Origin of the sequence: Nesterenkonia populi, assembly GCF_007994735.1 — a bacterium.
Lineage (GTDB): Bacteria > Actinomycetota > Actinomycetes > Actinomycetales > Micrococcaceae > Nesterenkonia > Nesterenkonia populi.
On sequence record NZ_VOIL01000001.1, the window covers coordinates 846,407 to 867,221 of the forward strand.

Consider the following 20,815-nt stretch of genomic DNA (forward strand, 5'->3'; position numbering starts at 1 on the left):
GCCAACTATGCCCGCCATTGTGATCGTCGGCGCCCAGTGGGGCGACGAAGGAAAGGGCAAGGCCACCGACGTGCTGGGCTCCCGAGTGGACTACGTGGTCAAGCCCAACGGCGGCAACAATGCCGGCCACACCGTCGTCGTCGGCGGCGAGAAGTTTGAGCTGAAGCTCCTTCCCGCAGGCATCCTCTCCCCCAACGCCGTACCTGTCATCGGCAACGGCGTGGTGGTGAACCTGGAAGCACTCTTCGAGGAGATCGACGGGCTCGAGGCCCGCGGCGCGGACACTTCAAAGCTGCGGATCAGCGCCAACGCCCACCTGGTGGCCCCGTACCACCAGACCCTGGACAAGGTGACCGAGCGGTTCCTGGGCAAGCGTGCCATCGGCACCACCGGCCGCGGCATCGGGCCCACCTACATGGACAAGGTCGGCCGGCTCGGCATCCGGGTCCAGGACATCTTCGACGAGTCCATCCTCCGGCAGAAGATCGAAGGCGCCCTCCGGCAGAAGAACGAGCTGCTGGTCAAGCTCTACAACCGCCGGGCCGTGGAGGTCGACGAGATCGTCGAATACTTCCTCAGCTTCGCCGAGCGCCTGCGCCCCATGGTCGTCGACGCCACCAACCTGCTCAACGACGCGCTGGACGAGGGCAAGGTCGTGCTGATGGAGGGCGGCCAGGCCACCTACCTGGACGTGGACCACGGCACCTACCCGTTCGTGACCTCATCCAACCCCACCGCAGGGGGCGCGTCCGTAGGCTCGGGCATCGGCCCCACCCGCATCGACCGGTCCATCGGCATCATCAAGGCCTACACCACCCGCGTGGGGGCCGGTCCGTTCCCCACTGAGCTGTTCGACGAGTGGGGCGAGTATCTGCAGAGGACAGGCGGAGAGTTCGGCGTGAACACCGGCCGCCCCCGCCGCTGCGGCTGGTACGACGCCGTCATGGCGAAGTACGCGACCCGCATCAACGGCTTCACCGACTACTTCCTCACCAAGCTGGACGTGCTCACCGGCATCGAGTCCATCCCAGTCTGCGTGGCCTACGAGGTCGACGGCGTCCGGCACGACCAGATGCCGATGACCCAGACCGAGTTCCACCACGCCAAGCCGATCTTCGAGCACTTCGACGGCTGGACCGAGGACATCACCGGCGCCCGCACCATGGAAGACCTCCCGGAGAACGCCCAGAAGTACGTACGGGCCCTCGAGGAGCTCTCCGGCACCCGGTTCTCAGCGATCGGTGTCGGCCCCGGCCGCGACCAGGTCGTCCAGATCCACGACCTCGTGGACTAGGTGCGAGAACGCCCCGGCTGGCCTCTGCGGAGGCCTTCCTCAAGCCTGAGTCCGCTTCCGCGGCGCCGCTGAGAGTGACCCTCCAGCTGATGGTCAGGTGCTGAGGAGCTTCACGACATGACTATTTCACTCATTGGTAACTTCAAATGTCTTGTTCGGCCTTCCCCTCCCCTCGAGGATGGACGGGACGTCGGAGATTCCGGCGTTCTGATTGAGTAAGGGAGGCCCTTCATGGTCACTGGACCCCTGGACAGCATTCTCGACGGAGCCGGCGAGCTCGTGGGCAACGTCGGGGAGCTGACGCTCGACCTGCTGCAGGCGCTCGGTCTCTGACGCCTCACGGCAGAAGCAGAAGATCCCCCTGCCGCTTCCCGAGGTCTCTCGCTGAGAAGACCTGCTCTGGAAGCAGCAGGGGGATCTTGCGTCTGCTGAAGCCTCAGGCGTCCCGCAGCTGGCGCTTGGCGCTGATGACGCCGGTGTCGAAGCCGCCCAGGTGCAGATTGCCGTGGAACCGGCCGTGCTCAATCTTGATGCACCGGTTCTGCACTGCGCTGATGCCCAGATCCGTGGCACGCTGCATGGCCTCCTCGGAGTGGATGCCCAGCTGGACCCACAAGGTCTTCGCGCCGATCTGGGCGGCCTCCTCGGCAAGGCCCGGAAGATCAGCAGGCCTGCGGAAGGCCACCACAATGTCGGGGGCCTCCGGCAGGTCCTGCAGAGAGGCGTAGCCCGGCTCTCCCAGCACCGTCTTCCCCACCAGGGCGGGGTTGACCCAGTACAGCTTGTAGCTGGAGTCGGACTGCAGATAGGTGGCCACAAAATAGCTGGCGCGGGCGGGCTTGTTGCTCATGCCCACGATCGCCACCGACTTCGCCGCGCGCAGCAGCTGCAGACGACGGGCCGGGCCCGGCTCCTCCCAGGCGCCGTTGGGGCGTTCGCTCGCTGACCGCTCTGCGGTGCCCGCAGCGCGGGACCTTTGCTCGCTCACTTGGAGCCTCCTTCTGTAGCAGCTTCCAGAGCCTGGTCCAGGTCCCAGATAATGTCGTCAACGTCCTCCAGGCCCACAGAAATCCTGATCAGGTCATCCGGGATTCCGGCCGCCTCCAGCTGCTCGGCCGAGAGCTGCTGGTGGGTGGTGGACGCCGGGTGGAGCACCAGGGTACGGGCATCGCCCACATTGGCCAGGTGGGAGGCCAGCTGCAGGGACTCGATGAAGCGCTCACCGTTCTCCCGGCCGCCGGCAATGCCGAAGCTGAATACGGAGCCCACACCGTTGGGCAGCAGCTGCTTGCCGCGCTCGTGGTGGGGGTGTTCGGCCAGGCCCGCATAGTTCACGTAGTCCACGCGCTCGTCGGCCTCAAGCCATTCGGCGACCTTCTGGGCGTTGGCCACATGCTCCTCCATGCGCTGGGGCAGGGTCTCAATCCCCTGGATCAGCTGGAATGCGGCCTGCGGGGTCAGAGAGGGCCCGAAGTCGCGCAGCTGCTCGGCGCGGATCTTGGTGAGGAAGCCGTACTCGGCAAAGTTGCCCCACCAGGACAGACCGCCGTAGGAGGCGACCTCCTCGGTCATCTGCGGGAAGTTGCCGTTGTTCCACGGGAAGGTCCCGGCCTCCACGATCACACCGCCCAGGGTGGTGCCGTGCCCGCCCAGGAACTTGGTGACCGAGTGGGTGACGATGTCCGCGCCGTGCTCAATGGGCCGCAGCAGGTACGGGGTGGTCAGCGTGGAGTCCACCACCAGAGGGATGCCGTGCTCGTGGGCCACCTCGGCCAGGCCGGGCAGATCCACGATGTCCGAGCTGGGGTTGGAGACCACCTCGGTGAAGATCAGCTTGGTGTTCTCCTGCAGAGCGGCCTTGAAGTCCTCCGCCTCGTCCGAGTTCACGAACGTGGTCTCGATGCCGAACCGGCGCAGCGAGACGTCCAGCTGGGTGACGGTGCCGCCGTAGAGCTTGGAGCTGGCCACAATGTGGTCGCCCTGCTCGCACAGCGCGGCGAACACCAGGAACTCCGCGGACATGCCGGAGGCGGTGGCCACAGCGCCGATGCCGCCGTCCAGGGAGGCGAGCCGCTCCTCCATCGCGGCGACCGTCGGATTGCCGATGCGGGAATAGATGTTGCCGAACTTCTGGAGTGCGAAGAGGTTCGCGGCGTCATCGCTGTCCTTGAAGACGAAGGACGTGGACTGGTGGATAGGCACCGCCCGGGTGCCGTAGGTGGCGTCCGGGACGGCGCCGGCGTGCAGTGCCCGGGTGCGGAACCCGAACTGGCGGTCGCTGCTCATCGTGCTGCCTCTTTCCTTTGGGGTGCTGTTGCGCGCGCCTCACAGATCTCAGCGATCTGCGGCACGCAGGGTTCGTTCTGCAGGCTGGTGGTGTCGCCGAGCTGCTCGCCGTCGTGCAGCTGGGTCAGCAGGCGGCGCATGATCTTGCCCGACCGCGTCTTCGGGACCTCCGGGACCGGGATGATGTCCCGGGGCTTCGCGACCGGGCCGATCACCTTGGCCACATGGTCGCGCAGGCTCCTGGCCAGCTCCGTCTCTGCCTCGGGGGAGCCGTCGAGACGTGCGGCGGCCGCAGCGCTGAGCACGGTGAATGCGACTGCGGCGTGGCCGGTCTTCGCGTCCTGGCAGGGAGCCACGCCGGCCTCCACGACATCAGGGTGGGAGACCAGGGCGGACTCGATCTCGATGGTGGAGAGCAGGTGCCCGGAGACGTTGATCGCGTCATCGATGCGCCCCAGGATCCAGATGTCTCCGTCCTCGTCCCGCTTGGCGCCGTCCCCGGCGAGGAACCAGCCCCGGGCGGAGTGCTTCTCCCAGTAGGAGGTGTAGAACCGCTCCGGGTCTCCCCACACTCCGCGCGCCATCGAGGGGCCGAACTCGGTGACCACGATGCTGCCCTGCTCACCGGCGGCGGCGGGGGCGCCGTCGTCGTCGACCACCTCCGCGCCCCAGCCGGGCAGGGGGCGCGTCGCAGAGCCCGGCTTGAAGGTCTGGTCCTCGGGCCGGGGGGAGAGGACGGTGGAGCCGGACTCGGACTGCCACCAGGTGTCCACCATCGGCAGGGCCGGGCGGCCCTCGGCGTCCACCGTGTCCCGGCCGATCTGGCCGCGCAGCCACCACCAGGCCTCCGGGTTCACCGCCTCGCCCACGGTGCCGCCCAGCCGGACGGAGGAGAGGTCGTACTCGGCGGGAATCCCCGTGGGCCACCAGCCCATCAGGGAGCGGACCAGGGTGGGGGCGGTGTAGTAGCTGGTCACCCGGTGCCGCTGGATGATCTCGAAGTGCCGGCCAGGGTGCGGCACGTTCGGCACACCCTCGTAGATCACCTGTGCGGCGCCGGCCGCCAGCGGGCCGTACATCTCATAGGTGTGCGCGGTCACCCAGGCGAGGTCCGCGGTGCACCAGTGCACGTCGTTCTCCCGCCGGGCCGGCTCTGGGTGGGCGAAGAGCCGCAGGTAGGAGTACAGGCTGCCGGTGAGGTACCCCGCCGTGGTGTGCACCAGGCCCTTCGGCTTTCCCGTGGTGCCCGAGGTGTACATGATGAACAGCTCATTCTCCGCGTCGAACATCGGCGCCTCATGCTGCTCCTCAGCCGGGTCGACGACCTCGTGCCACCACACGTCACGGCCCAGCCCGTCCCCGTTGAGGTCGCTTCCCTCCCAGCTGATCTCGGAGCCGGTCCGGCGCAGCACCAGCACGTGCTCCACGCTGCCGCCGGCGTCTGCGGTGAGACCCTCCACGGCGGCGTCGGCATTCTCCTTGACCGGGACTGCCTGGCCGCGGCGGAACTGGCCGTCCGTGGTGACCAGCAGCTTCGCGCCGGTGTCCTCCACGCGGAAGCGCAGCGCCTCGGCGGAGAAGCCGCCGAACACCAGCTGGTGCACCGCGCCGATCCTGGCGCAGGCCAGGGTGATCACGATGGTCTCCACCAGAACCGGGAGATAGACCACCACCCGGTCCCCATGGCCGATCCCGAGAGACTCCAGGGCGTTGGCGGCCTTGCTGACCCGGCGCCGCAGCTCCGCGTAGGTGACTGACTCCCGGTCGCCCGGCTCGCCCTCGAAATGCAGGGCGACCTTCTCCCCGCGGCCGGCGTCCACATGCCGGTCCACGCAGTTCACCGCGGCGTTGAGGGTCCCGCCCTCGAACCAGCGCATCACCGGCCCGCGCCGCGCCTCCGGGTTCGGCGGCTCCCAGGCGCGCACACTGTGCCACTCCGACTCCCAGTCCAGCAGCCCCGCTGCGCGCTCCCAGTGCGCCAGCCGGCCGGCATGGTCAGTAGGCTCAGGCCAGGCGTGCACGTCGGCGAAGAGCGGGTGCTCAGCGGGCTTCGGCAATGCGGACCTCCTTCGCAGGCCTTCTCAGGCCCAGGTGTTCAGCGCTTTGCGCTCGACCAGGCCGAGCAGCGCGTCAGTGATTTTGCCCAGGATGGCCAGCAGCACGATCGCCAGCAGGAGCCGGTCCACCCGGCCGTTGTTCTGCGACTCGGTGAGCAGGAAGCCCAGGCCCTCCGCGGCGGCCAGCAGCTCCGCCGCCACCAGGAACAGCCAGGACTGCGCCAGACCCAGCCGCAGCCCGGAGAACACCGGAGGCACGACGGCGGGCAGCTGCACCGTGGTCAGCAGGCGTACCCCGTGGAAGCCGAACGCCCGCCCGGCCTCCACCAGCTGCGGGTCAACATGCCGCAGGGCCGAGTGCACCGAGGTGAACACCGGGAAGAACGCGCCGATGGCGATCAGCAGGTACTTGCCGTCCTCACCGATGCCGACCCACAGCAGGATCAGCGGCACCCAGGCCAGGGAAGGCACCGCGCGGAAGGCTCCCACTGTGGGGTGGAGCAGCGCGTCGGCCGCCTTGGACAGGCCCAGCAGGGAGCCCAGGACCAGGCCTGCGCCCGCGCCCAGGGCGAAGCCGACGAGCACACGCTGCACCGAGATGCCCACATGGCTGAAGAGCGCCCCCGACTCGAGCAGCCCCTGCCCGGCCTCGAAGACTGCGAGGGGAGAGGGCAGCTGGACGGGGGTGAAGATCTCAAGAGCGTCAGTGACCAGCCACCACACGGCGAGCAGCGCGAGGGGCACGATCGCGCCGACCACCACCTTCACGGGACCGTTGAGGCCACCGCTGCGGGCAGGTTTCGCCTTGCCGGTGGCCATCTGCTCCGCGGCGAGGGAGGACGCCGTGCTGTTCGCGGTGCCCGCGTCGGGAGACTGCTGGACTGTCTGGCTCACGCGTCCTCGTCCTCCTCGATCTCGGCCTGCTCCGCGGCGTCGTCAGCGCCCTCAGCGTCGGTGGCCTCAGCCTCCTCGGCGTACTCGGGCCAGAACAGCTCGTCCAGGGCGTCCTGGACCTGCTCCTCGGAGTCGACGTCGCCGGTCTCCACGAAGAACGGGGCCACCGGCTCCAGGGAGGTGTGCAGGTCATCGCCGGGAACAGGGCTGATGTCGAAGTTCACCCGCTCGCTGATGACCAGCTCGGCGACGTCCAGCTCGATGCCGGCGTGCTCGGCGAGGATCTCAGCGGTCTCGTCCGGGTTCTCCACGGCCCACTGGCGGGCCTGCTCGTACACGTTCACCACGGTCTGGGCGACCTCCGGGTAGTCCTCCAGGAAGTCCGCGGTGGCGTTGATGGTGGAGAAGGTGTTGAAGTCGATGTCCCGGTGGACCAGCTCCGCGCCGGCCAGCTCGGCGTCGCCCATGATCGGGTCTAGGCCCATCCAGGCGTCCACGTCGCCGTTCTCCATGGCCTGGCGGCCGTCGGCGTGCTGCAGGGCCTGCACCTCGACGTCGTCCAGAGACAGGTCGGCCTCCTCCAGTGAGCGGGCCAGGAAGAAGAACGGGTCGGTGGCCAGAGTGGCGGCCACGGAGGCGCCCTCCAGATCCTCGGGGCCCTCAATGCCGGACTCCGGGCGGGCCACCAGGGCCGCCCACTCCGGCTGGGACTCCACGTAGAAGGTGTGCACATCCGCGCCCACCGAACGGTTCAGCAGCGCCGCGGAGCCGGCGGTGGAGCCCACGTGCAGCTCGTCGGCGCGCAGCATCTCATTGGCCCGGTTGGAGCCGTGGGACTGGATCCAGGTGACGTCGGTGCCGAGCTCCTCGAGCTCCTCCTCCAGCCATCCGTGCTCCAGGATCACCAGGGAGAGCGGGTTGTAGGTGGCGAAGTCGATGTTCAGGGTGTCCAGCTCGCCGTCGGAGTCGTCGCCGCAGGCTGACAGCGCCAGCAGGGCGGCCGCGCCGAGGGCGGTGACGGACTGGGCGGAGCGGGAGAAGGAGGTGGGCATAGGTGGGCCTTTCGCGGTGTCAGCAGGTCATGGGGGCGGGCCTGCCCGGGGCAGGCCCAGAGAGCGTGAGGATGGGAGCCGTGCGGGACGGTCAGTGGGCGGCCACGCCGAGGCCGGCGTAGAGCTGGGACTTCAGGTCCGCCAGCTCAGCGGAGGTGCGATCACGGGGCCGGCTCCCCGGCACGGCCAGCAGACGCTTGGTGGTAGCGCCTTCCGCTGCGGTGGGGTCGCCGGCGCTGCGGTCGTCCCTGCCGAGCAGCAGGATTCGGTCTGCCAGCTGCAGGGACTCGTCGACGTCGTGGGTGACCAGCAGCACGGTGGTTCCGGTCTGGGCGTGGATGTCCAGCAGCAGGTCCTGCATCTTCAGGCGGGTCAGAGCGTCCAGCGCCCCGAAGGGCTCATCCAGCAGCAGCACCCCGGGGCGGCGGGCCAGGGCCCGGGCCAGGGAGGCCCGCTGGGCCATGCCCCCGGAGATCTCACGGGGCTTCAGGCGGGCCCGGTCGGCCAGGCCGACCAGCTCCAGCAGCTCATCCACCCGGGCCTCCCCCTCAGCCTTGGATAGGCCGCGGGGCAGGCCCATCTGGACGTTCTTCCGCACGGAGCGCCAGGGCAGCAGGCGGGGCTCCTGGAAGCCCACGGCGGTGCGGTCGTCATAGGGCCTCACCGGTTCCCCGGCGATGGTCAGCTCGCCGCTGAACCCGGTGTCCAGGCCGGCCAGCGCCCGCAGCAGGGTGGACTTGCCGCAGCCGGAGGTGCCCAGGATGGCGAGCACCTCGCCGGGGGCGATCTCGAGGCTGACGTCCCGCAGCACGGTGCGGCCGCCGAAGCTGCGGCCGACGCCGTCGAAGCGGACGTTCAGCGAGTAGCGGCCGGTCGCCTCGGCGACGGCGGACTGGGGGGCAGGGGCTGCCGCAGGCGCCTCGAGGGTGGCAGAAGAGGTCATGCGAGAATTCACTCCCATCGTTCCTGGCATTAGCACCGAGCCCGCAGATGAGTGCTCTGCAGTGGTTGCTGCGGCGTCATCGAGCCAGATCTCTCAGCCGCTCCGGATGGATACCCGCAAGACTGTACGCGAGAGCCCCTGGCGTGCACAAAGAGGGACAGTCACAAACGTAATATCTGCGGCCTCAGGCCCCCGGGGGCCGGCCTCCCCAGCGGCGCAGGGCGGCACGGACCGCCAGATGGTCCGAGGGGAAGGCGTTCTGCCGCTGGGAGGGGATGTGCCGAGCGGCGCCCCCGTACTCGGTGAAGCCCGGGTCAGCTGGTGCGTCGGCGTCGTCGGCCGCCCCGCCCAGATGATCAGCGCTCACCACCTCGAGCCCGCGCACGAACACGAAATCGATGCGGTCTCGCGGCTCCGTCTCCGGATCCTCGATCTGCGACCAGGTCAGCCCCGGAGCCTGGGCAGGGTCCGGGTGGGCCTCACGGAACGCGTCGGCGAAGCCGGCCTCCATGAACAGCCGCGGGGCCGGCCACCGGGCCGACGGGCGATGCTCGCCGTTCCAGTCCAAGGAGGACGGCACATTGAAGTCCCCGGCGATGACCACCGGCACCTCGCCGAGCTCCTCCAGCAGCTGATCGGTCTCGGAGAGGATCTGCTGCGCCTGTGCCGTGCGCTCCTGCTCACCCGGCTGGCCGAACACCTCCTCCGCAGCATGCGGCAGCTCATCCCCGCGATACGGGCCGTAGTCCGGGGAGGCCAGGTGCACCGACCAGGCCAGCACAGCCCCGGCGCGGGTCTGCACCAGCGCCGCAGTCGCATAGGGAGCAGTGTCCGTGGGCAGCAGCCGCATCGGGCTGGGGCTGAGCACCGCACAGTTGAAGTCCTGCTGGGCCGCAGTCATCCCTGCCCGGCGGGCCAGGCGCACCCCGGCGGTGCCGAAGCACTCCTGCAGCATCACAATGTCAGCGTCCTGATCCTCGAGCACCGCAGCCTGCTTGGCGGCCGCGTCGTCGATCTCACGGCCGCCGAACCACAGGTTCCAGGAGAACACCTGCAGGGTCCGCAGCTCACGAAGCTTGGCCGCGGCGGCCTCCTGCGGGCTGGTGAGCTGGTCGACGGGCTCGTCAGCCAGGGTGTCCTGAGGACGGCGGGTGGGCTGAGGGGTCTGAGGCAAGGGGACTCCGTAACGGTTGGGTGCGAGAGGCGCGCGACGGCTCTATCCGGCGGCCGCAGCGAGCTCCACGGCGGTCAGGGCGGTCAGGCGGTGGTGGCAGGGCAGAGACACATCCGGGTCCGCATTGACCCCCACCACCGTCAGGCCCGCGGCCATCGCTGCCGAGGCGCCCGCGGCGGAATCCTCAAAGGCCGCCGCCTCCTCGGGGGCGACGCCGAGACGGCGGCAGGCTTCACGGTACAGGTCCGGGGCCGGCTTGCCGGAGGCGACCTCATCCACTGTGCACACCGCCTGGGCGGTCTCCCACAGCCCGGAGGCGCGCAGCATCAGACGCACATCGGGGCGCAGGCCGTTGCTGGCCACCGCAGTCGGCACAGCGCTCGCCAAGCCGGTGAAGACCTCCACCGCACCAGGCATCGGCTCTGTGCCCTCCTGAAGGAGCTGGGAGTAGCGGCGGGTGAGCTCGGCGGCGACCGCAGCGGCATCGCCGCGCACCTGCGGGAGCGCGGCCAGACGCGTGGCTGTGTCATCCACCGACAGCCCGTGAAAATCAGCGGCGGCGGCACCCGCGACGCCGCGGTCGGCCAGCCAGGCGGAGATCATCTCCAGCCACACCGACTCGGAGTCCACCAGCAGCCCGTCACAGTCGAACACCGCCGCGGAGACGCCCAGCTCCACCGGGCCCTCCGCCGTGGACAGGCGCAGGGCTGCGCTGCGGGCCTCCGCGCTCATGCAGCGGCCCCGGCCGGCAGGCGCAGCGCCGGCTCCGAGATGACCTGTGGGCGCACCCGGGTGCCCGGCACCAGCCCGGCGGCCTCTGAGGCTGAGACCGAGCTCACCAGCTCCAGGTCCCCCTCCGGGGCGGCCGCCCGAATGATGGTGCGCTCGCCGGTGTACACCTGGGAGGCCACGGTGCAGTCCCCGTCCTCGGCGGGAACCAGCATCAGGTCCTCCGGCCGGACGAAAAGAGTGTCCAGGTTCTCGCCCGGCTGCCGGGCGGCCAGCTCACCGCCGGCGAACCCGCTCGGGGCGCCCAGCTCCGTCACCGTGCCCACGAACCGGGCCACAAACTCGCTGGCCGGACGCTGGTACACCTCATGGGGCGCGTCGATCTGCTCGATCACCCCGGAGTTCAGCACCGCGACCCGGTCCGCGATCGCCAGCGCCTCCTCCTGATCATGGGTGACGAACATGGTGGTGATCCCCAGCTGCTGCTGCAGCCGGCGGATCTCGTCACGGATCTGCACACGGACCGTGGCGTCCAGGGCGGAGAGCGGCTCGTCGAGCAGCAGGACCTCCGGCTGGGTGGCCAGGGCGCGGGCGAGCGCCACCCGCTGCTGCTGGCCGCCGGAGAGCTGGTGCGGGAACCGGGAGCCGAACTGCTCCAGCCCGCACATCTCCAGCATGTCCTGGGCGGTCCGGCGACGCTTCTCCTTGGCGACCTTCCGGACCCGCAGGCCGTACTCGACGTTCTCCTGCACGGTCATGTTCGGGAAGAGGCTGTAGGCCTGGAAGACCATGCCGATGCCGCGGCGGTTCGGCGCGATGCCGGTGAGGTCCCGACCGCCGACCAGCACCCGACCGGTGGTGGGATTCTCGAACCCGGCGAGGATCCGCAGGGCCGTGGTCTTCCCGCAGCCGGAGGGTCCCAGCACGGTCACGAACTCGCCGGCGGTCAGGGTCAGATCCATGTTCTGCAGGACTGTAGTGGGGCCGAAGGCCTTGGAGACCCCCTCGAGCACCACCTCGTTGGAGGGGGTCTCAGCGGGGCGGGAGCGTTCAGCGGCGGTAGTCATCAGGCAGCGGCTTTCTGGCTGGATTTCTGCAGGGCACGTTCGGCGCGGGCTGCACGGCCCGCGGGGGAGAACCGATCAGCGGACAGCGTTGCGACGAACAGCAGGGCCCAGGTGGTCAGGTTCAGGAGCACCGCAATGGCGATCGAGGCGCGAAAGTTGTTGGAGGACACGTCATAGAGCCACACCGGGACGGTCTGCTGGCCCAGGGTGGCTGCCAGGGAGAACTCCCCGAAGCACAGGGCGGTGGCGAAGAACACCGAGAACAGCATCGAGCCGCGGATGTTCGGGATCACCACCCGCCAGATCGTCCCCCAGGTGCTGGAGCCCAGCACCGCGGAGCCCTCCACCATCGCCTTCAGCGGGATGGTCCGCAGCCCGGCGTCGATGGATCGGAAGGTGAACGGCAGGCACAGCACCACATAGGTGCCCACCAGGATCAGGGGCAGGTCCGGGTTCTGCAGGAACTGGCTGATCTGGCTGGCCATGGATCCGCGGCCCTGCTGGGCGCCCCAGCGCAGAAGGGCGACGACGCCGGCGGCGATCGCGATGGGAGGGACCACCAGCGGCAGGGTGCACAGGATCTCCAGGACGGGGCGCAGCTTGGGCGCCCACAGGTGGACCGCCACCAGGGCCGGCACCAGCGTCGCCACCAGGACCACGATGGTCAGGCCGGTGATCAGGAAGGTGCGGGATGCTGCGGCGGCCAGGCTGGCGTCCTCGGTGATCACCGAGTATGCCCCGAGCGAGAAGCTTCCGCCGGGGAAGACGGCGTAGTAGATGCTGCACAGCACCGGGATGGTCACGTAGAGGGCGACGGCGAGCACCGGCACCCAGTTGGCGAATCTCAGCCGACCCATCGTGCGGTCCTCCTCTGCAGCCGGTTGAAGACGATCAGCACGACGACGGCGATGACCACCATCGTGATGCCCAGTGCCATGGCGATGGGCTGGCTGGCTGGGGACTGGCCCAGCAGCGAGGAGATGTTCAGCGGGATCAGCGGGAAGCCGCCGGCACCGATCAGCACCGCCGCGGAGGCGTGGGTGGCAAAGGCTGCGCCGAAGCACAGGATCCAGCCGCCCAGCAGCGCAGGGGCGGCGATCGGAAGGCCCACCCGCAGCCAGAAGGTCGGCGCCGAGCCGCCGAGCACGGCATTGGCCTCACGCCACTCCTTCCGGATTCCCATGAAGGTCGGCAGGGTCACCATGACCATCGTGGGGATCAGGAAGTACTGGTACATCACCACCAGGCCCTGCCAGGAGTACAGGGAGAAGCCGATGGCGCTGAGGTTCAGCGCGGCGTAGATCACTCCGGCATTGCCCAGCGTGACGATGAAGGAGAAGGCCAGCGGGGCGCCGCCGTCGTTCGCCAGCACCGAGGAGAACACTGCCACCACAGAGTCCAGCTTCTTGGAGCGGATGTGGGAGATGCAGAACGCGGTCAGCGCGCCGACCACGGAGGCGACCGCCGAGCCCACGAGGCTCACCTGGAGGGAGTTGACGATGGCCTGGGAGTGGGAGCCCCCGGTGAGGGCCATGAAGTGGTCCAGGCCGATGGTCGTGCTGCCGTCCTCGGCCTCCACGGAGAGCGCGATGACCGCCATGCCAGCGATCGGCAGGATGAAGAACAGTGCCAGGATCAGGCCCAGCGGCAGCAGGGAGAGCGCGGCCGGGGACCGCAGTGCGGCCCCCGCGCCCTGCCAGCGGGCGCGGCTGAGAAGGCCCGGCCGCGGCCCGCTGGCGGGCTGGGTGATGGGCAGGCTCACTGCACCGTACCGTCCCACTGCTCGTTGACGATCTGCTGGTTGGCCTCACGCTGCTCCAGGGTGGGCTGCGGGGCCTCGATGCCGTCCTGGCTGGGCAGCTCGGCGAGGGCGTCCTCGTCCACGGTGTCCTGCTCGATCATCGCGTCCAGGCGGACCGGGGAGACATAGCCCTCCAGCAGGATGTTCTGGCCCTCGTCGGAGAACAGGAACTCGTAGAACAGGCGTGCCACAGCCGGGTTCGGGGCGTCCTCGTTGATGGAGGCGGCGTAGAAGGAGGAGACCTGGCCGTCCTCTGGCAGGTTGATCTCCATCTCGATGCCGGCGTCGTCCTCAAGGTCGTTGGCGATGGGCTGCAGCAGGTAGTCCCAGTCGAGCACGATGGGGGTCTCGCCGGTCTCGATGGTGCCGGCGTCGCCCTCCACGGGGACGAGGTTGCCCATCTCGGAGAGCTCGCCGAAGAACTCGATGCCGGGCGTGATGTCGTCGAAGCTGCCGCCGCTGGCCTCCGCCGCGGCGTGGACGATCATGAACGAGCCCTCAGAGGCGGTCGGGTTGGAGGGCAGGGCCACCTGCCCGGAGTACTGGGGGTCCAGCAGGTCCTCGAAGTTCTCGGGGCAGTCGTCGACCCGCGAGGTGTCGCAGCCGATGGCGACGGTCCCGCCCAGGTGGTTGATCCAGGTGCCGGACTCGGAGACGAACTCCTCATCGATGTCATCGATGGTCTGCGGGGAGTACTCGGCGAGCAGGCCGTCCTCCGCGGCGTCCTCGGCGAAGCTCACGCCGGTGTCCAGGTAGTCCAGGGAGTTGTCCTGGCCCTGGCGGTTCACCACGGCGTTGATGAGGTCCTGGCTGGAGCCGGTGGAGGTGTCGTTGCTGATCTCGATGTCGTACTCCTCGGAGAACGTCTCGAGCAGCTCGCCGTAGTTCGCCCAGTCCTCGTAGAGGCCCATTGCGTTGAACTGGCCCTCGGCCTGGGCGTCCTCGATGAGCTGGTCCATTCCTCCGCCGTCCTCCACGGAGGCGGCCTCGCGCCAGTTCTGGGATGCCTCGGATTCGCCTCCTTCGTCGCCGCAGGCGGTCAGGGCGATGGCGGCGGCCGCGGAGGCGCCGAGAGCCTTTTGGGTGCGAGTGAACATGGTCTTCCCTTCGGTGCGTCAGACAGTTGTGAGCGATTCAGTGAGGCTTCAGCGGATCAGACCGCCAGCGCCACCTATCCTCACTAGTGAACTACACTCAGTCAAATGGAAGATCACCAGTGAGTGAACTCTGTATGAACTCCTGGGCGCGCACCCCCGCCTAGGATGGTGGACGATGGAAGAGGCGGCAGCGTGAGCACATTCGCGTTCACACATATTGCGCAGGCGCTGCGCGACGAGATCCAAGCGGGGACATACCCGGTGGGCGCCTCGCTGCCCTCTGAGCGGGAGCTCTCCCAACGATTCGAGGTCTCACCCGGCACCGTCCGGGTGGCGCTGAAGAAGCTGGTGGAGGAGGGCACCGTCGACGGCAGCCGCGGCCGGCCCAAACGGGTGGTGCGGCTGCCGCGCCGCCAGGGCAGCTATGAGGAGTTCCGCTCCTTCGCCCAATGGGCGCACCAGCAGGGCTTGGTGCCCGGGGGACAGGTGCTGGACGCCCAGTGGCAGATCGCAGGCCGGACCGATGCGGACCTCCTTCAGGTCCCGCGCGGACGCCGGGTGCTCTCCGTGGTGCGGCTGCGCACCCTCGGCGGCGAGACCGTCATGCTCGAGCACACCCACTACCCGGAATGGCTCGGCGAGATCGTTGAGGCCCTGGAGGAGGACGCCCCGTCCGTCACCTCGGTGCTCGCCGAGGAGCACGGGGTGCACTTCAGCCACGCCGAGCATCTTTTCGGCGCGGAGGGGGCCAAAGCAAAGGAGGCCGCCCGGCTCGGGGTCTCCCGGGGGGCGCCGCTGCTGGTGCATCGGCGCATCTCCCGGGACCCGTCCGGACGGCCTCTGGAATGGTCCACCGACCGCTACATCAGCGGCCGCATCATGCTTTCGGCGGGAAGCTCCTGGCACTCCTCGCCGCTGCAGTGGACGATGCCGGGCTCAGCAGACTTCGCCTGAGCCCGGCGGGCGGGGCGGTCACTGCCCTCCGGCGGAGGCACTGGCCTTGGCGGTGCCCATCTCCTGGCAGAGCTTCTTGATGGAGGCCAGGCACTTCTGGTTCTGGACGCCCGAGGCGTCCTCCGGGTCCTCCCCGGCGTAGAGGCGGCCCAGCACCCGGCTGATCACCTGCCCCTCCTTATCCTTCGGCATCTCCAGGACTGGGATGATCTTGCGCGGCACGGCCTCCTCGGAGACCTTCTCGGCCACCAGGGCCTGGACGGAGTCCACCAGCTTCTTCTCCCCTGGGGGGACGGAGCGTGTCTGCGAGCCGTCGTCGGGCGGCAGGCGGGTCGCGTTGACCTCGTCCCGGGCTGCCGCGCTGAGCACGACGAACGCCACCGGTATGCTGCCGGCTTCGTCGTCGCTGATCGAACAGACCCCCGACTCCAGGACGCCCTCATGGGAGTTCATCGCGTCACGGATGTCGTTGAGGTGCACCTCCTGGCCATTGACGGTGACCTCGTCATCGTGCATCGCCTCAAGGTCCTCCTCGGGCGGATCCGTGTGGAAGCGGGGCTCCCCCGTCTTCGTCTGGTCCGGGTCCATCTTGGTGCGGTCAGTGGTGCTCACGAGACTGCCTCCTCGCACTGGATTCCTTGGGGTGTGACTCTTCCCAACCTGGCAGAGAAGCCTGGACGAAAGCTCCTCGTCACCGGGAGGCGCGTTCCAGGATCTCCTCCATCACCGCGTCGTTGACCTTCCGCGGCTCCCCGTAGCTGGGGTAGTGGAACTGCGCGATGTTCGCGTACGGGTTCACGTCCAGCACGACCGCTCCCTCCGGTGACTCCAGGTCCGGTACCAGCAGGTCCACGCCCGCGGCGCCCAGGCCTGGGATCGCCTGCAGGCCGTCGACGGCGAGGTCCTTCAGCTCGTCGGCGAGGCTGTCCAGCACGTCCAACGCCAGGCCGCCGCCGCGGGTGGTGTCGGCGATCTGGGTGAGCATCACCAGCTCACCCATCGGAGGCACCGTGCTGCGGGTGATCCCGGCGGGGGCGAGGAACGCGTCGTCGACCTCCGGCTGGCGGGGCCTGAGGTAGTCGTTGGCGCGGCGCCGTGCGATCTCCTCATCGGCCAGCCGGCCCACTGAGGTCACCCCGTCGCCGATGACGTACAGCGGAATGCGGGCCACCGCGCCCACCACCTGGCTGCCGACCACATACGCACGGACGTCCAGGCCGGGGGTGTGCTCCTCCACCACGATCAGGTAGCGGGAGTCCGAGGTGGCGGACCGGGCTGCCATCGCCTTCGCCCAGGCGGCCCGCAGATCGGACTCGCGGGTGATGTCCGCGGTGATCCCCTTGCCGATCCGGCCGGACGACGGTTTGACCGCTACCCGTTTGCCGAGCGACTTCATCGTCTTCACCGCCCGGGAGAACTCGGTGGGGCTGATCGCCTTGCCGCGCGGGGTGGGCACCTCGGAGGCCTGCAGGTACCGCTTGGTCATGGCCTTGGACCGGGAGAGCCGGCGTGCCTGGTGGGAGACCAGCGAGGTGATGACCCCGTCGGTGCCGCCGACGACCACCCCGGAGAGGAAGAAGAGCTGGTTGGACTCGGAGATGATCTTGATGGTCATCCGCTTGCGGCGGGCGGCCCGCTGCAGCAGGGCCTGGTGCGGCATGGTCGAAGACCAGCGGCGCATCTGCTCGTACCGGGGCTCCACCTGCTCCACGATGAACTGGGCCGTAGCGGAGGCATCCTCCGGAAGGCGGACCGCGGGGCGGACCTCCGGCAGGGCGTGGCGCTCCTGCGTCTCCGGTGCCGCCGGCTGCGGAGCGGGGGGCCCAGCGGGAGGGAGGGGGAAGTTCGGGCTGCCCGCTCCGGCGTCGGGACCGGCCGGCCGCGGGGCCGTCTCATCGGGGGCGGGCGCCTGCGGGGCGCCGCGGCGGGCACGGCCCGGGCGACGCGCGCCGATGGGGAAAGTGTGCGGCTCAGAGCTCATCGTGGGGCCAGCCTAGCGGCTTCACACTGCCGCGGCGGCGAGGATCTGCTCGGCGATCGCCGCGCTGACCGGCCGGCCGGGCCCCAGGGTGGGGAAGTGGTGCGGCAGGGGGGAGGCCTCCTCGGAGACGGCGACGACCACGGCGCCCTGCGCGGTGTCCAGGGAGGGCGCGCTCAGCACGGCTGCCCCGGCGAGCACCCCGGGGACGGCGCGGAGCGCGTCGGTGCCGAGCTGCTTGAGCTCGTCGGCGGCGAGGTCGGTGACGTCCACCGCGATGGTCTGCGGGTCATCGGGCCGGGGCTCGGCCAGCTGCTCCCGGTCCACGAGGGCGAGCACGCTGACAGCCTCCCGTCCGGCGGTGTAGATCTCCAGGGTCAGCGGCTGGACGGTTTTCTCCGCGGCGGGCGCGGTGCCTTCGGGACGCTCTTCGGCCGGCCCATCCTGTGCGTCCCCGGCGGCGCTGCGGGGACCGATGCGGTGGGGGATCTCCATGAGGTCCAGGTGGGCGGCGAGACTCTCGGGGCTGGCGAGCACGCGGCGCCCGTGAGCGCTGACGAGAGTGGTGACCCCGTTGGCCCACCCGCCGATGATGGCGCCGCCGAAGATGAACACCCACCGGCCGTCGGTGATCCTCTTCAGGCGGATGCGCCGCTCAGCCAGTGCCAGGCCCAGCAGGTGCTGGGCAGAGGGGAGGTCTCCGTCGGTGCGGAAGGAGTCGCGCTGCGGGGCGATGTGCTCAGAGACGAGCCGGGGCAGATCCATCACCCGCTCAGCGTAATGGGTCAGGGCTTTGAGCCGCCCTCATTGGCCCAGTCGGTGCCCTTGCGCTCGGTGGTCTGGCCGGGGTCGGAGATCACGTCGCCGTTGTAGGTCGTCTTGGTCTCGGGCGACTTGTACTCTGCGGCAGCCTGCTGGACAGTCTCCTCGGCCTCGTCGATGATGTCCTCCGCCTTGTCGGCGGCCGCGTCGGCCTGCTCTGCGGCCTTCTTCACGGCGTCGGAGGCATAGGCGGCGGCTCGGCGGGACTGATCGGCGACCTCATGGGCGAGCTCCTCAGCTCGCTCGGAGGTCTTGGAGACGAAGTCCTGGACGTCGGGACGGTTCCAGGTCTCCCCAGCCTTCTTCTTGGCGGAGTCGAAGGTGGTCTCGACCTTTTCGCGGCCTTTGCTGGTGCCGATCGCGTAGCCGATGGCGATGCCGGCGCCCAGTGAGATGAGTCCCATAGTGCTGCTCCATTCGTTCTGCGGTGGCTGGTGCTTCCCAACCTAGCGGGACGACGGCGGGGTGTCACCAGGGTCTGCCCCTGATCCGACCCTGATTCATCCGCTGAGCCTCTCCAGCAGCAGCGCGGTGTGCAGGGTGGCGAGCGTCTCGCCGTCGAGGTCGTGGCCGAGGGCGCGTTCGAGCCGGGCGATGCGGGAGTAGAGCGTGGGCCGGGAAATGCCCAGTGCCCGGGACAGCTCGGCCTTGTTTCCTCCCGCCCGGACCGCGGCATCGACCAGCTCCCGCATCGATTCGCCCTCGGCTCCGCGGAAGGGCGCGAGATAGTGATGGAGGAACCAGCTGGCAGACGGGTCTCCGGCGAGCCGGACCAGCAGGCCGGAGAGGCCGAGGTCCGCGGCGGTCCAGTACCCGGCCCGGGGTGATGGGGTGGCGGCTTCGGGCAGGCGGCCCAGCCGGCTCAGGGCGGAGGCGGCGGCCGCGGTCCGGGCGGTGCGGGGGAGAGCGTCGGGAACCTCAGTGAGGCTGATGGAGTCCAGGTCGGCCCCGACTGTGTACCGAGGAATGATCTCCTGGGTGCGCCGCCGCACCACAGCCTGGCGGACGGCGGCGCAGAGCTTGCGGGGGTCGCCGTGGGCCAGCACGACCCAGACATCCCCGGGCTCCCCGGCGCCTACCAGGGCCGGAAGCTTCAGCGAGTTGGCCGCACTGCGGATGAGGGTCGCCAGCGAGGGAGCCTGCCGTTCGGCGGCGGTTGAGGCGCCCGCGTAGTCATGGGTGGTGAAGACCAGGGGCGTGTAACGAGCGCCGGCCGGCATGCCGAGGGCCTTGGCTCGGGCGGCCACCTCCTCGGACGGCAGGCCGCCGGGGGAGGCGAGATCGTCGAACAGGTTGGTGGTCGCACTGACGATCGGATCCCAGGACTGCCCCTGCTGGGCGGCGCCGAGCTGCCGAGAGACGAGCTCCCGGTGGAGCGCCTCGGTGATCTCCACGAATCGGACCTGCCGGGTGAACCGCAGCAGCGGCACGAGGTTCCCGGCGGCGGGCTGGGCCTCCCGCTCGGCGGCGACCTCATCCAGGGCCGCATTGAGCAGCGGCCGGTCGGCCAGCACCTCCACCGCCAGGGCCGCGGCCCCGGTGGTGTCGAGATCCTCCAGGTACCCGCGGACGGCATCGGTCAGCTGCGGCCGGGACTCGTCGAGCCGGGGCAGCGTGGAGAGCACCAGCTCCCCGCCCTGCAGCATCGCCCCCGGCCGGTCCTGGCCGATGATGTGCACCCATCTGATGGTGCGGGCCAGACCCGCCGCGGGGGTGAGCAGCTCCGGCTCACCGGCAGCCATGGGGTGGAGGCGCAGGCTCTCCTCCACGCTGAGCGTCACATCCACCATGCCCAGACTTTACTCTCTGTAAGAACTGCTGCGCGTCACTTGACACTCTGCTTTCGTCGAAGTGCCGTGCGCCGAGCATCATGGTGGCGGACCCCACGCGAAGGAGAGCATCATCGTTACCACCGGAACCGACCGTCGCATCCTCGTCACCGGCGCCTCTACCGGCATCGGTGAGAAGACCGTACGCCGCCTCGCCGAGCAGGGGCACCGGGTGGTGGCCTCTGCCCGCCGCAAGGAGCGGCTGGACGCGCTGGCCGAGGCGTACAGCAATGTGGAGCCCTACCGGCTGGACATCACCTCTGACGAGGAGGTCACCGCGCTCGTGGATCATCTGAAGGCCACCGGCGGCCTCGACGGCGTGGTGAACAACGCCGGCGGCGCACTCGGACTGGACAAGGTGGAGGACGGCGACCTGGACGGCTGGCGCTGGATGTACGAGCTCAACGTGCTGGGCACTCTCCGGGTCACCCAGGCGGTGCTGCCGCTGCTGCGCGACGGCGACGGCGGGGACATCGTGGTGGTGACCTCCACCGCCGCGCACGAGCCCTACGAGGGCGGGGCCGGGTACACCGGGGTCAAGCACGCTGAGCGGATGCTCTCCACCACGCTGCGCCGGGAGATCGTGGGGGAGCCGGTGCGGATCATCGAGATCGCCCCCGGCAACGTGGCCACCGAGGAGTTCAGCCTCACCCGGTTCTCCGGGGACGCGGAACTCGCCAAGAAGGTTTACGAGGGCTACCAGCCCCTGCACGGCGAGGACATTGCTGAGGCCATCGGCTGGGCGCTGGACCGCCCCGAGCACGTCAACGTTGACCTGATGATCATCCGGCCCCGGGACCAGGCCCACAGCACCAAGATTGCCAAGAAGGGTGTATGA

The 20,815-nt window shown here is 69.5% G+C and carries 20 protein-coding genes and 1 riboswitch; of the genes, 3 read left to right on the forward strand and 17 right to left on the reverse strand.

Going from position 1 to position 20,815, the window contains the following annotated elements; translation table 11 throughout:
- Nucleotides 1–7 precede the first annotated feature (7 nt).
- On the forward strand, nt 8–1,294 hold the full coding sequence (locus FWJ47_RS04025; protein ID WP_147104437.1) for an adenylosuccinate synthase: 1,287 nt from the start codon (nt 8–10) through the stop codon (nt 1,292–1,294).
- 436 nt (nt 1,295–1,730) lie between these two features.
- Here FWJ47_RS04025 and FWJ47_RS04030 read toward each other — a convergent pair whose 3' ends face one another.
- The 12 genes from FWJ47_RS04030 to FWJ47_RS04085 all read right to left on the reverse strand — a co-directional run bounded on the left by FWJ47_RS04030 (nt 1,731) and on the right by FWJ47_RS04085 (nt 14,394).
- Nucleotides 1,731–2,186, reverse strand: a complete 456-nt coding sequence (locus FWJ47_RS04030; protein WP_246126313.1) for a CoA-binding protein — start codon at nt 2,184–2,186, stop codon at nt 1,731–1,733.
- 92 nt (nt 2,187–2,278) lie between these two features.
- Nucleotides 2,279–3,580 carry an O-acetylhomoserine aminocarboxypropyltransferase/cysteine synthase family protein gene (locus tag FWJ47_RS04035; protein ID WP_147104444.1) on the reverse strand — a complete coding sequence of 434 codons (1,302 nt, stop codon included), beginning with the start codon at nt 3,578–3,580 and terminating at the stop codon, nt 2,279–2,281.
- Entirely contained in the window at nt 3,577–5,637 is a 2,061-nt protein-coding gene (locus tag FWJ47_RS04040) for an acetate--CoA ligase (RefSeq protein ID WP_425465989.1), read from the reverse strand. Before FWJ47_RS04040 ends, FWJ47_RS04035 begins: the two co-directional genes overlap by 4 nt.
- Nucleotides 5,638–5,661: 24 nt before the next feature.
- On the reverse strand, nt 5,662–6,456 hold the full coding sequence (locus tag FWJ47_RS04045) for an ABC transporter permease (RefSeq protein ID WP_147108902.1): 795 nt from the start codon (nt 6,454–6,456) through the stop codon (nt 5,662–5,664).
- 71 nt (nt 6,457–6,527) lie between these two features.
- On the reverse strand, nt 6,528–7,583 hold the full coding sequence (locus FWJ47_RS04050; protein WP_147104450.1) for an aliphatic sulfonate ABC transporter substrate-binding protein: 1,056 nt from the start codon (nt 7,581–7,583) through the stop codon (nt 6,528–6,530).
- Nucleotides 7,584–7,674: 91 nt separating this feature from the next.
- Entirely contained in the window at nt 7,675–8,526 is an 852-nt protein-coding gene (locus FWJ47_RS04055; RefSeq protein WP_147104453.1) for an ABC transporter ATP-binding protein, read from the reverse strand.
- Between the two features lie 11 nt (nt 8,527–8,537).
- Nucleotides 8,538–8,639: riboswitch (SAM riboswitch) on the reverse strand.
- Between the two features lie 71 nt (nt 8,640–8,710).
- Nucleotides 8,711–9,700 (reverse strand): endonuclease/exonuclease/phosphatase family protein, encoded by a 990-nt coding sequence (locus FWJ47_RS04060; protein WP_147104456.1) that lies wholly within the window; start codon nt 9,698–9,700, stop codon nt 8,711–8,713.
- A gap of 42 nt (nt 9,701–9,742) precedes the next feature.
- Entirely contained in the window at nt 9,743–10,432 is a 690-nt protein-coding gene (locus FWJ47_RS04065) for an HAD family hydrolase (RefSeq protein WP_147104459.1), read from the reverse strand.
- Entirely contained in the window at nt 10,429–11,496 is a 1,068-nt protein-coding gene (locus FWJ47_RS04070) for an ABC transporter ATP-binding protein (protein WP_147104462.1), read from the reverse strand. Before FWJ47_RS04070 ends, FWJ47_RS04065 begins: the two co-directional genes overlap by 4 nt.
- Nucleotides 11,496–12,353, reverse strand: a complete 858-nt coding sequence (locus FWJ47_RS04075; RefSeq protein WP_147104465.1) for an ABC transporter permease — start codon at nt 12,351–12,353, stop codon at nt 11,496–11,498. Before FWJ47_RS04075 ends, FWJ47_RS04070 begins: the two co-directional genes overlap by 1 nt.
- Nucleotides 12,341–13,258, reverse strand: coding sequence for a spermidine/putrescine ABC transporter permease (locus tag FWJ47_RS04080; RefSeq protein WP_170228472.1), 918 nt, complete (start codon nt 13,256–13,258; stop codon nt 12,341–12,343). Before FWJ47_RS04080 ends, FWJ47_RS04075 begins: the two co-directional genes overlap by 13 nt.
- On the reverse strand, nt 13,255–14,394 hold the full coding sequence (locus FWJ47_RS04085; RefSeq protein ID WP_147104468.1) for an ABC transporter substrate-binding protein: 1,140 nt from the start codon (nt 14,392–14,394) through the stop codon (nt 13,255–13,257). The genes FWJ47_RS04080 and FWJ47_RS04085 overlap by 4 nt, the downstream gene beginning before the upstream one ends.
- Before the next feature lie 192 nt (nt 14,395–14,586).
- On the opposite strand from FWJ47_RS04085, the gene FWJ47_RS04090 reads away from it, so the two are divergent.
- Entirely contained in the window at nt 14,587–15,348 is a 762-nt protein-coding gene (locus tag FWJ47_RS04090) for a GntR family transcriptional regulator (protein ID WP_170228473.1), read from the forward strand.
- An 18-nt stretch (nt 15,349–15,366) separates the two neighbouring features.
- Here FWJ47_RS04090 and FWJ47_RS04095 read toward each other — a convergent pair whose 3' ends face one another.
- From FWJ47_RS04095 to FWJ47_RS04115, 5 genes are all read right to left on the reverse strand, one after another.
- Nucleotides 15,367–15,960 carry an AMP-binding enzyme gene (locus tag FWJ47_RS04095; RefSeq protein ID WP_147104474.1) on the reverse strand — a complete coding sequence of 198 codons (594 nt, stop codon included), beginning with the start codon at nt 15,958–15,960 and terminating at the stop codon, nt 15,367–15,369.
- Nucleotides 15,961–16,039: 79 nt separating this feature from the next.
- Complete coding sequence (locus tag FWJ47_RS04100; protein WP_147104477.1) at nt 16,040–17,329, reverse strand: hypothetical protein; 1,290 nt, start codon at nt 17,327–17,329, stop codon at nt 16,040–16,042.
- A gap of 21 nt (nt 17,330–17,350) precedes the next feature.
- Nucleotides 17,351–18,094, reverse strand: a complete 744-nt coding sequence (locus FWJ47_RS04105) for a hypothetical protein (protein ID WP_147104481.1) — start codon at nt 18,092–18,094, stop codon at nt 17,351–17,353.
- A gap of 17 nt (nt 18,095–18,111) precedes the next feature.
- Nucleotides 18,112–18,552 (reverse strand): hypothetical protein, encoded by a 441-nt coding sequence (locus tag FWJ47_RS04110; protein WP_147104483.1) that lies wholly within the window; start codon nt 18,550–18,552, stop codon nt 18,112–18,114.
- 96 nt (nt 18,553–18,648) lie between these two features.
- Complete coding sequence (locus FWJ47_RS04115) at nt 18,649–19,938, reverse strand: PucR family transcriptional regulator ligand-binding domain-containing protein (RefSeq protein ID WP_147104485.1); 1,290 nt, start codon at nt 19,936–19,938, stop codon at nt 18,649–18,651.
- Between the two features lie 112 nt (nt 19,939–20,050).
- On the opposite strand from FWJ47_RS04115, the gene FWJ47_RS04120 reads away from it, so the two are divergent.
- Complete coding sequence (locus tag FWJ47_RS04120; RefSeq protein ID WP_147108908.1) at nt 20,051–20,815, forward strand: SDR family oxidoreductase; 765 nt, start codon at nt 20,051–20,053, stop codon at nt 20,813–20,815.

What these genes read in the sequence shown, in the direction of transcription:
- FWJ47_RS04075 (WP_147104465.1), bottom strand. Translation starts at nt 12,353, where the DNA reads ATGGGTCGGCTGAGATTCGCCAACTGGGTGCCGGTGCTCGCCGTCGCC.
- FWJ47_RS04100 (WP_147104477.1), bottom strand. Translation starts at nt 17,329, where the DNA reads ATGAGCTCTGAGCCGCACACTTTCCCCATCGGCGCGCGTCGCCCGGGC.
- FWJ47_RS04065 (WP_147104459.1), bottom strand. Translation starts at nt 10,432, where the DNA reads ATGAGCGCGGAGGCCCGCAGCGCAGCCCTGCGCCTGTCCACGGCGGAG.
- FWJ47_RS04050 (WP_147104450.1), bottom strand. Translation starts at nt 7,583, where the DNA reads ATGCCCACCTCCTTCTCCCGCTCCGCCCAGTCCGTCACCGCCCTCGGC.
- FWJ47_RS04070 (WP_147104462.1), bottom strand. Translation starts at nt 11,496, where the DNA reads ATGACTACCGCCGCTGAACGCTCCCGCCCCGCTGAGACCCCCTCCAAC.
- FWJ47_RS04035 (WP_147104444.1), bottom strand. Translation starts at nt 3,580, where the DNA reads ATGAGCAGCGACCGCCAGTTCGGGTTCCGCACCCGGGCACTGCACGCC.
- FWJ47_RS04085 (WP_147104468.1), bottom strand. Translation starts at nt 14,394, where the DNA reads ATGTTCACTCGCACCCAAAAGGCTCTCGGCGCCTCCGCGGCCGCCGCC.
- FWJ47_RS04045 (WP_147108902.1), bottom strand. Translation starts at nt 6,456, where the DNA reads ATGGCCACCGGCAAGGCGAAACCTGCCCGCAGCGGTGGCCTCAACGGT.
- FWJ47_RS04110 (WP_147104483.1), bottom strand. Translation starts at nt 18,552, where the DNA reads ATGGGACTCATCTCACTGGGCGCCGGCATCGCCATCGGCTACGCGATC.
- FWJ47_RS04025 (WP_147104437.1), top strand. Translation starts at nt 8, where the DNA reads ATGCCCGCCATTGTGATCGTCGGCGCCCAGTGGGGCGACGAAGGAAAG.
- FWJ47_RS04055 (WP_147104453.1), bottom strand. Translation starts at nt 8,526, where the DNA reads ATGACCTCTTCTGCCACCCTCGAGGCGCCTGCGGCAGCCCCTGCCCCC.
- FWJ47_RS04115 (WP_147104485.1), bottom strand. Translation starts at nt 19,938, where the DNA reads ATGGTGGATGTGACGCTCAGCGTGGAGGAGAGCCTGCGCCTCCACCCC.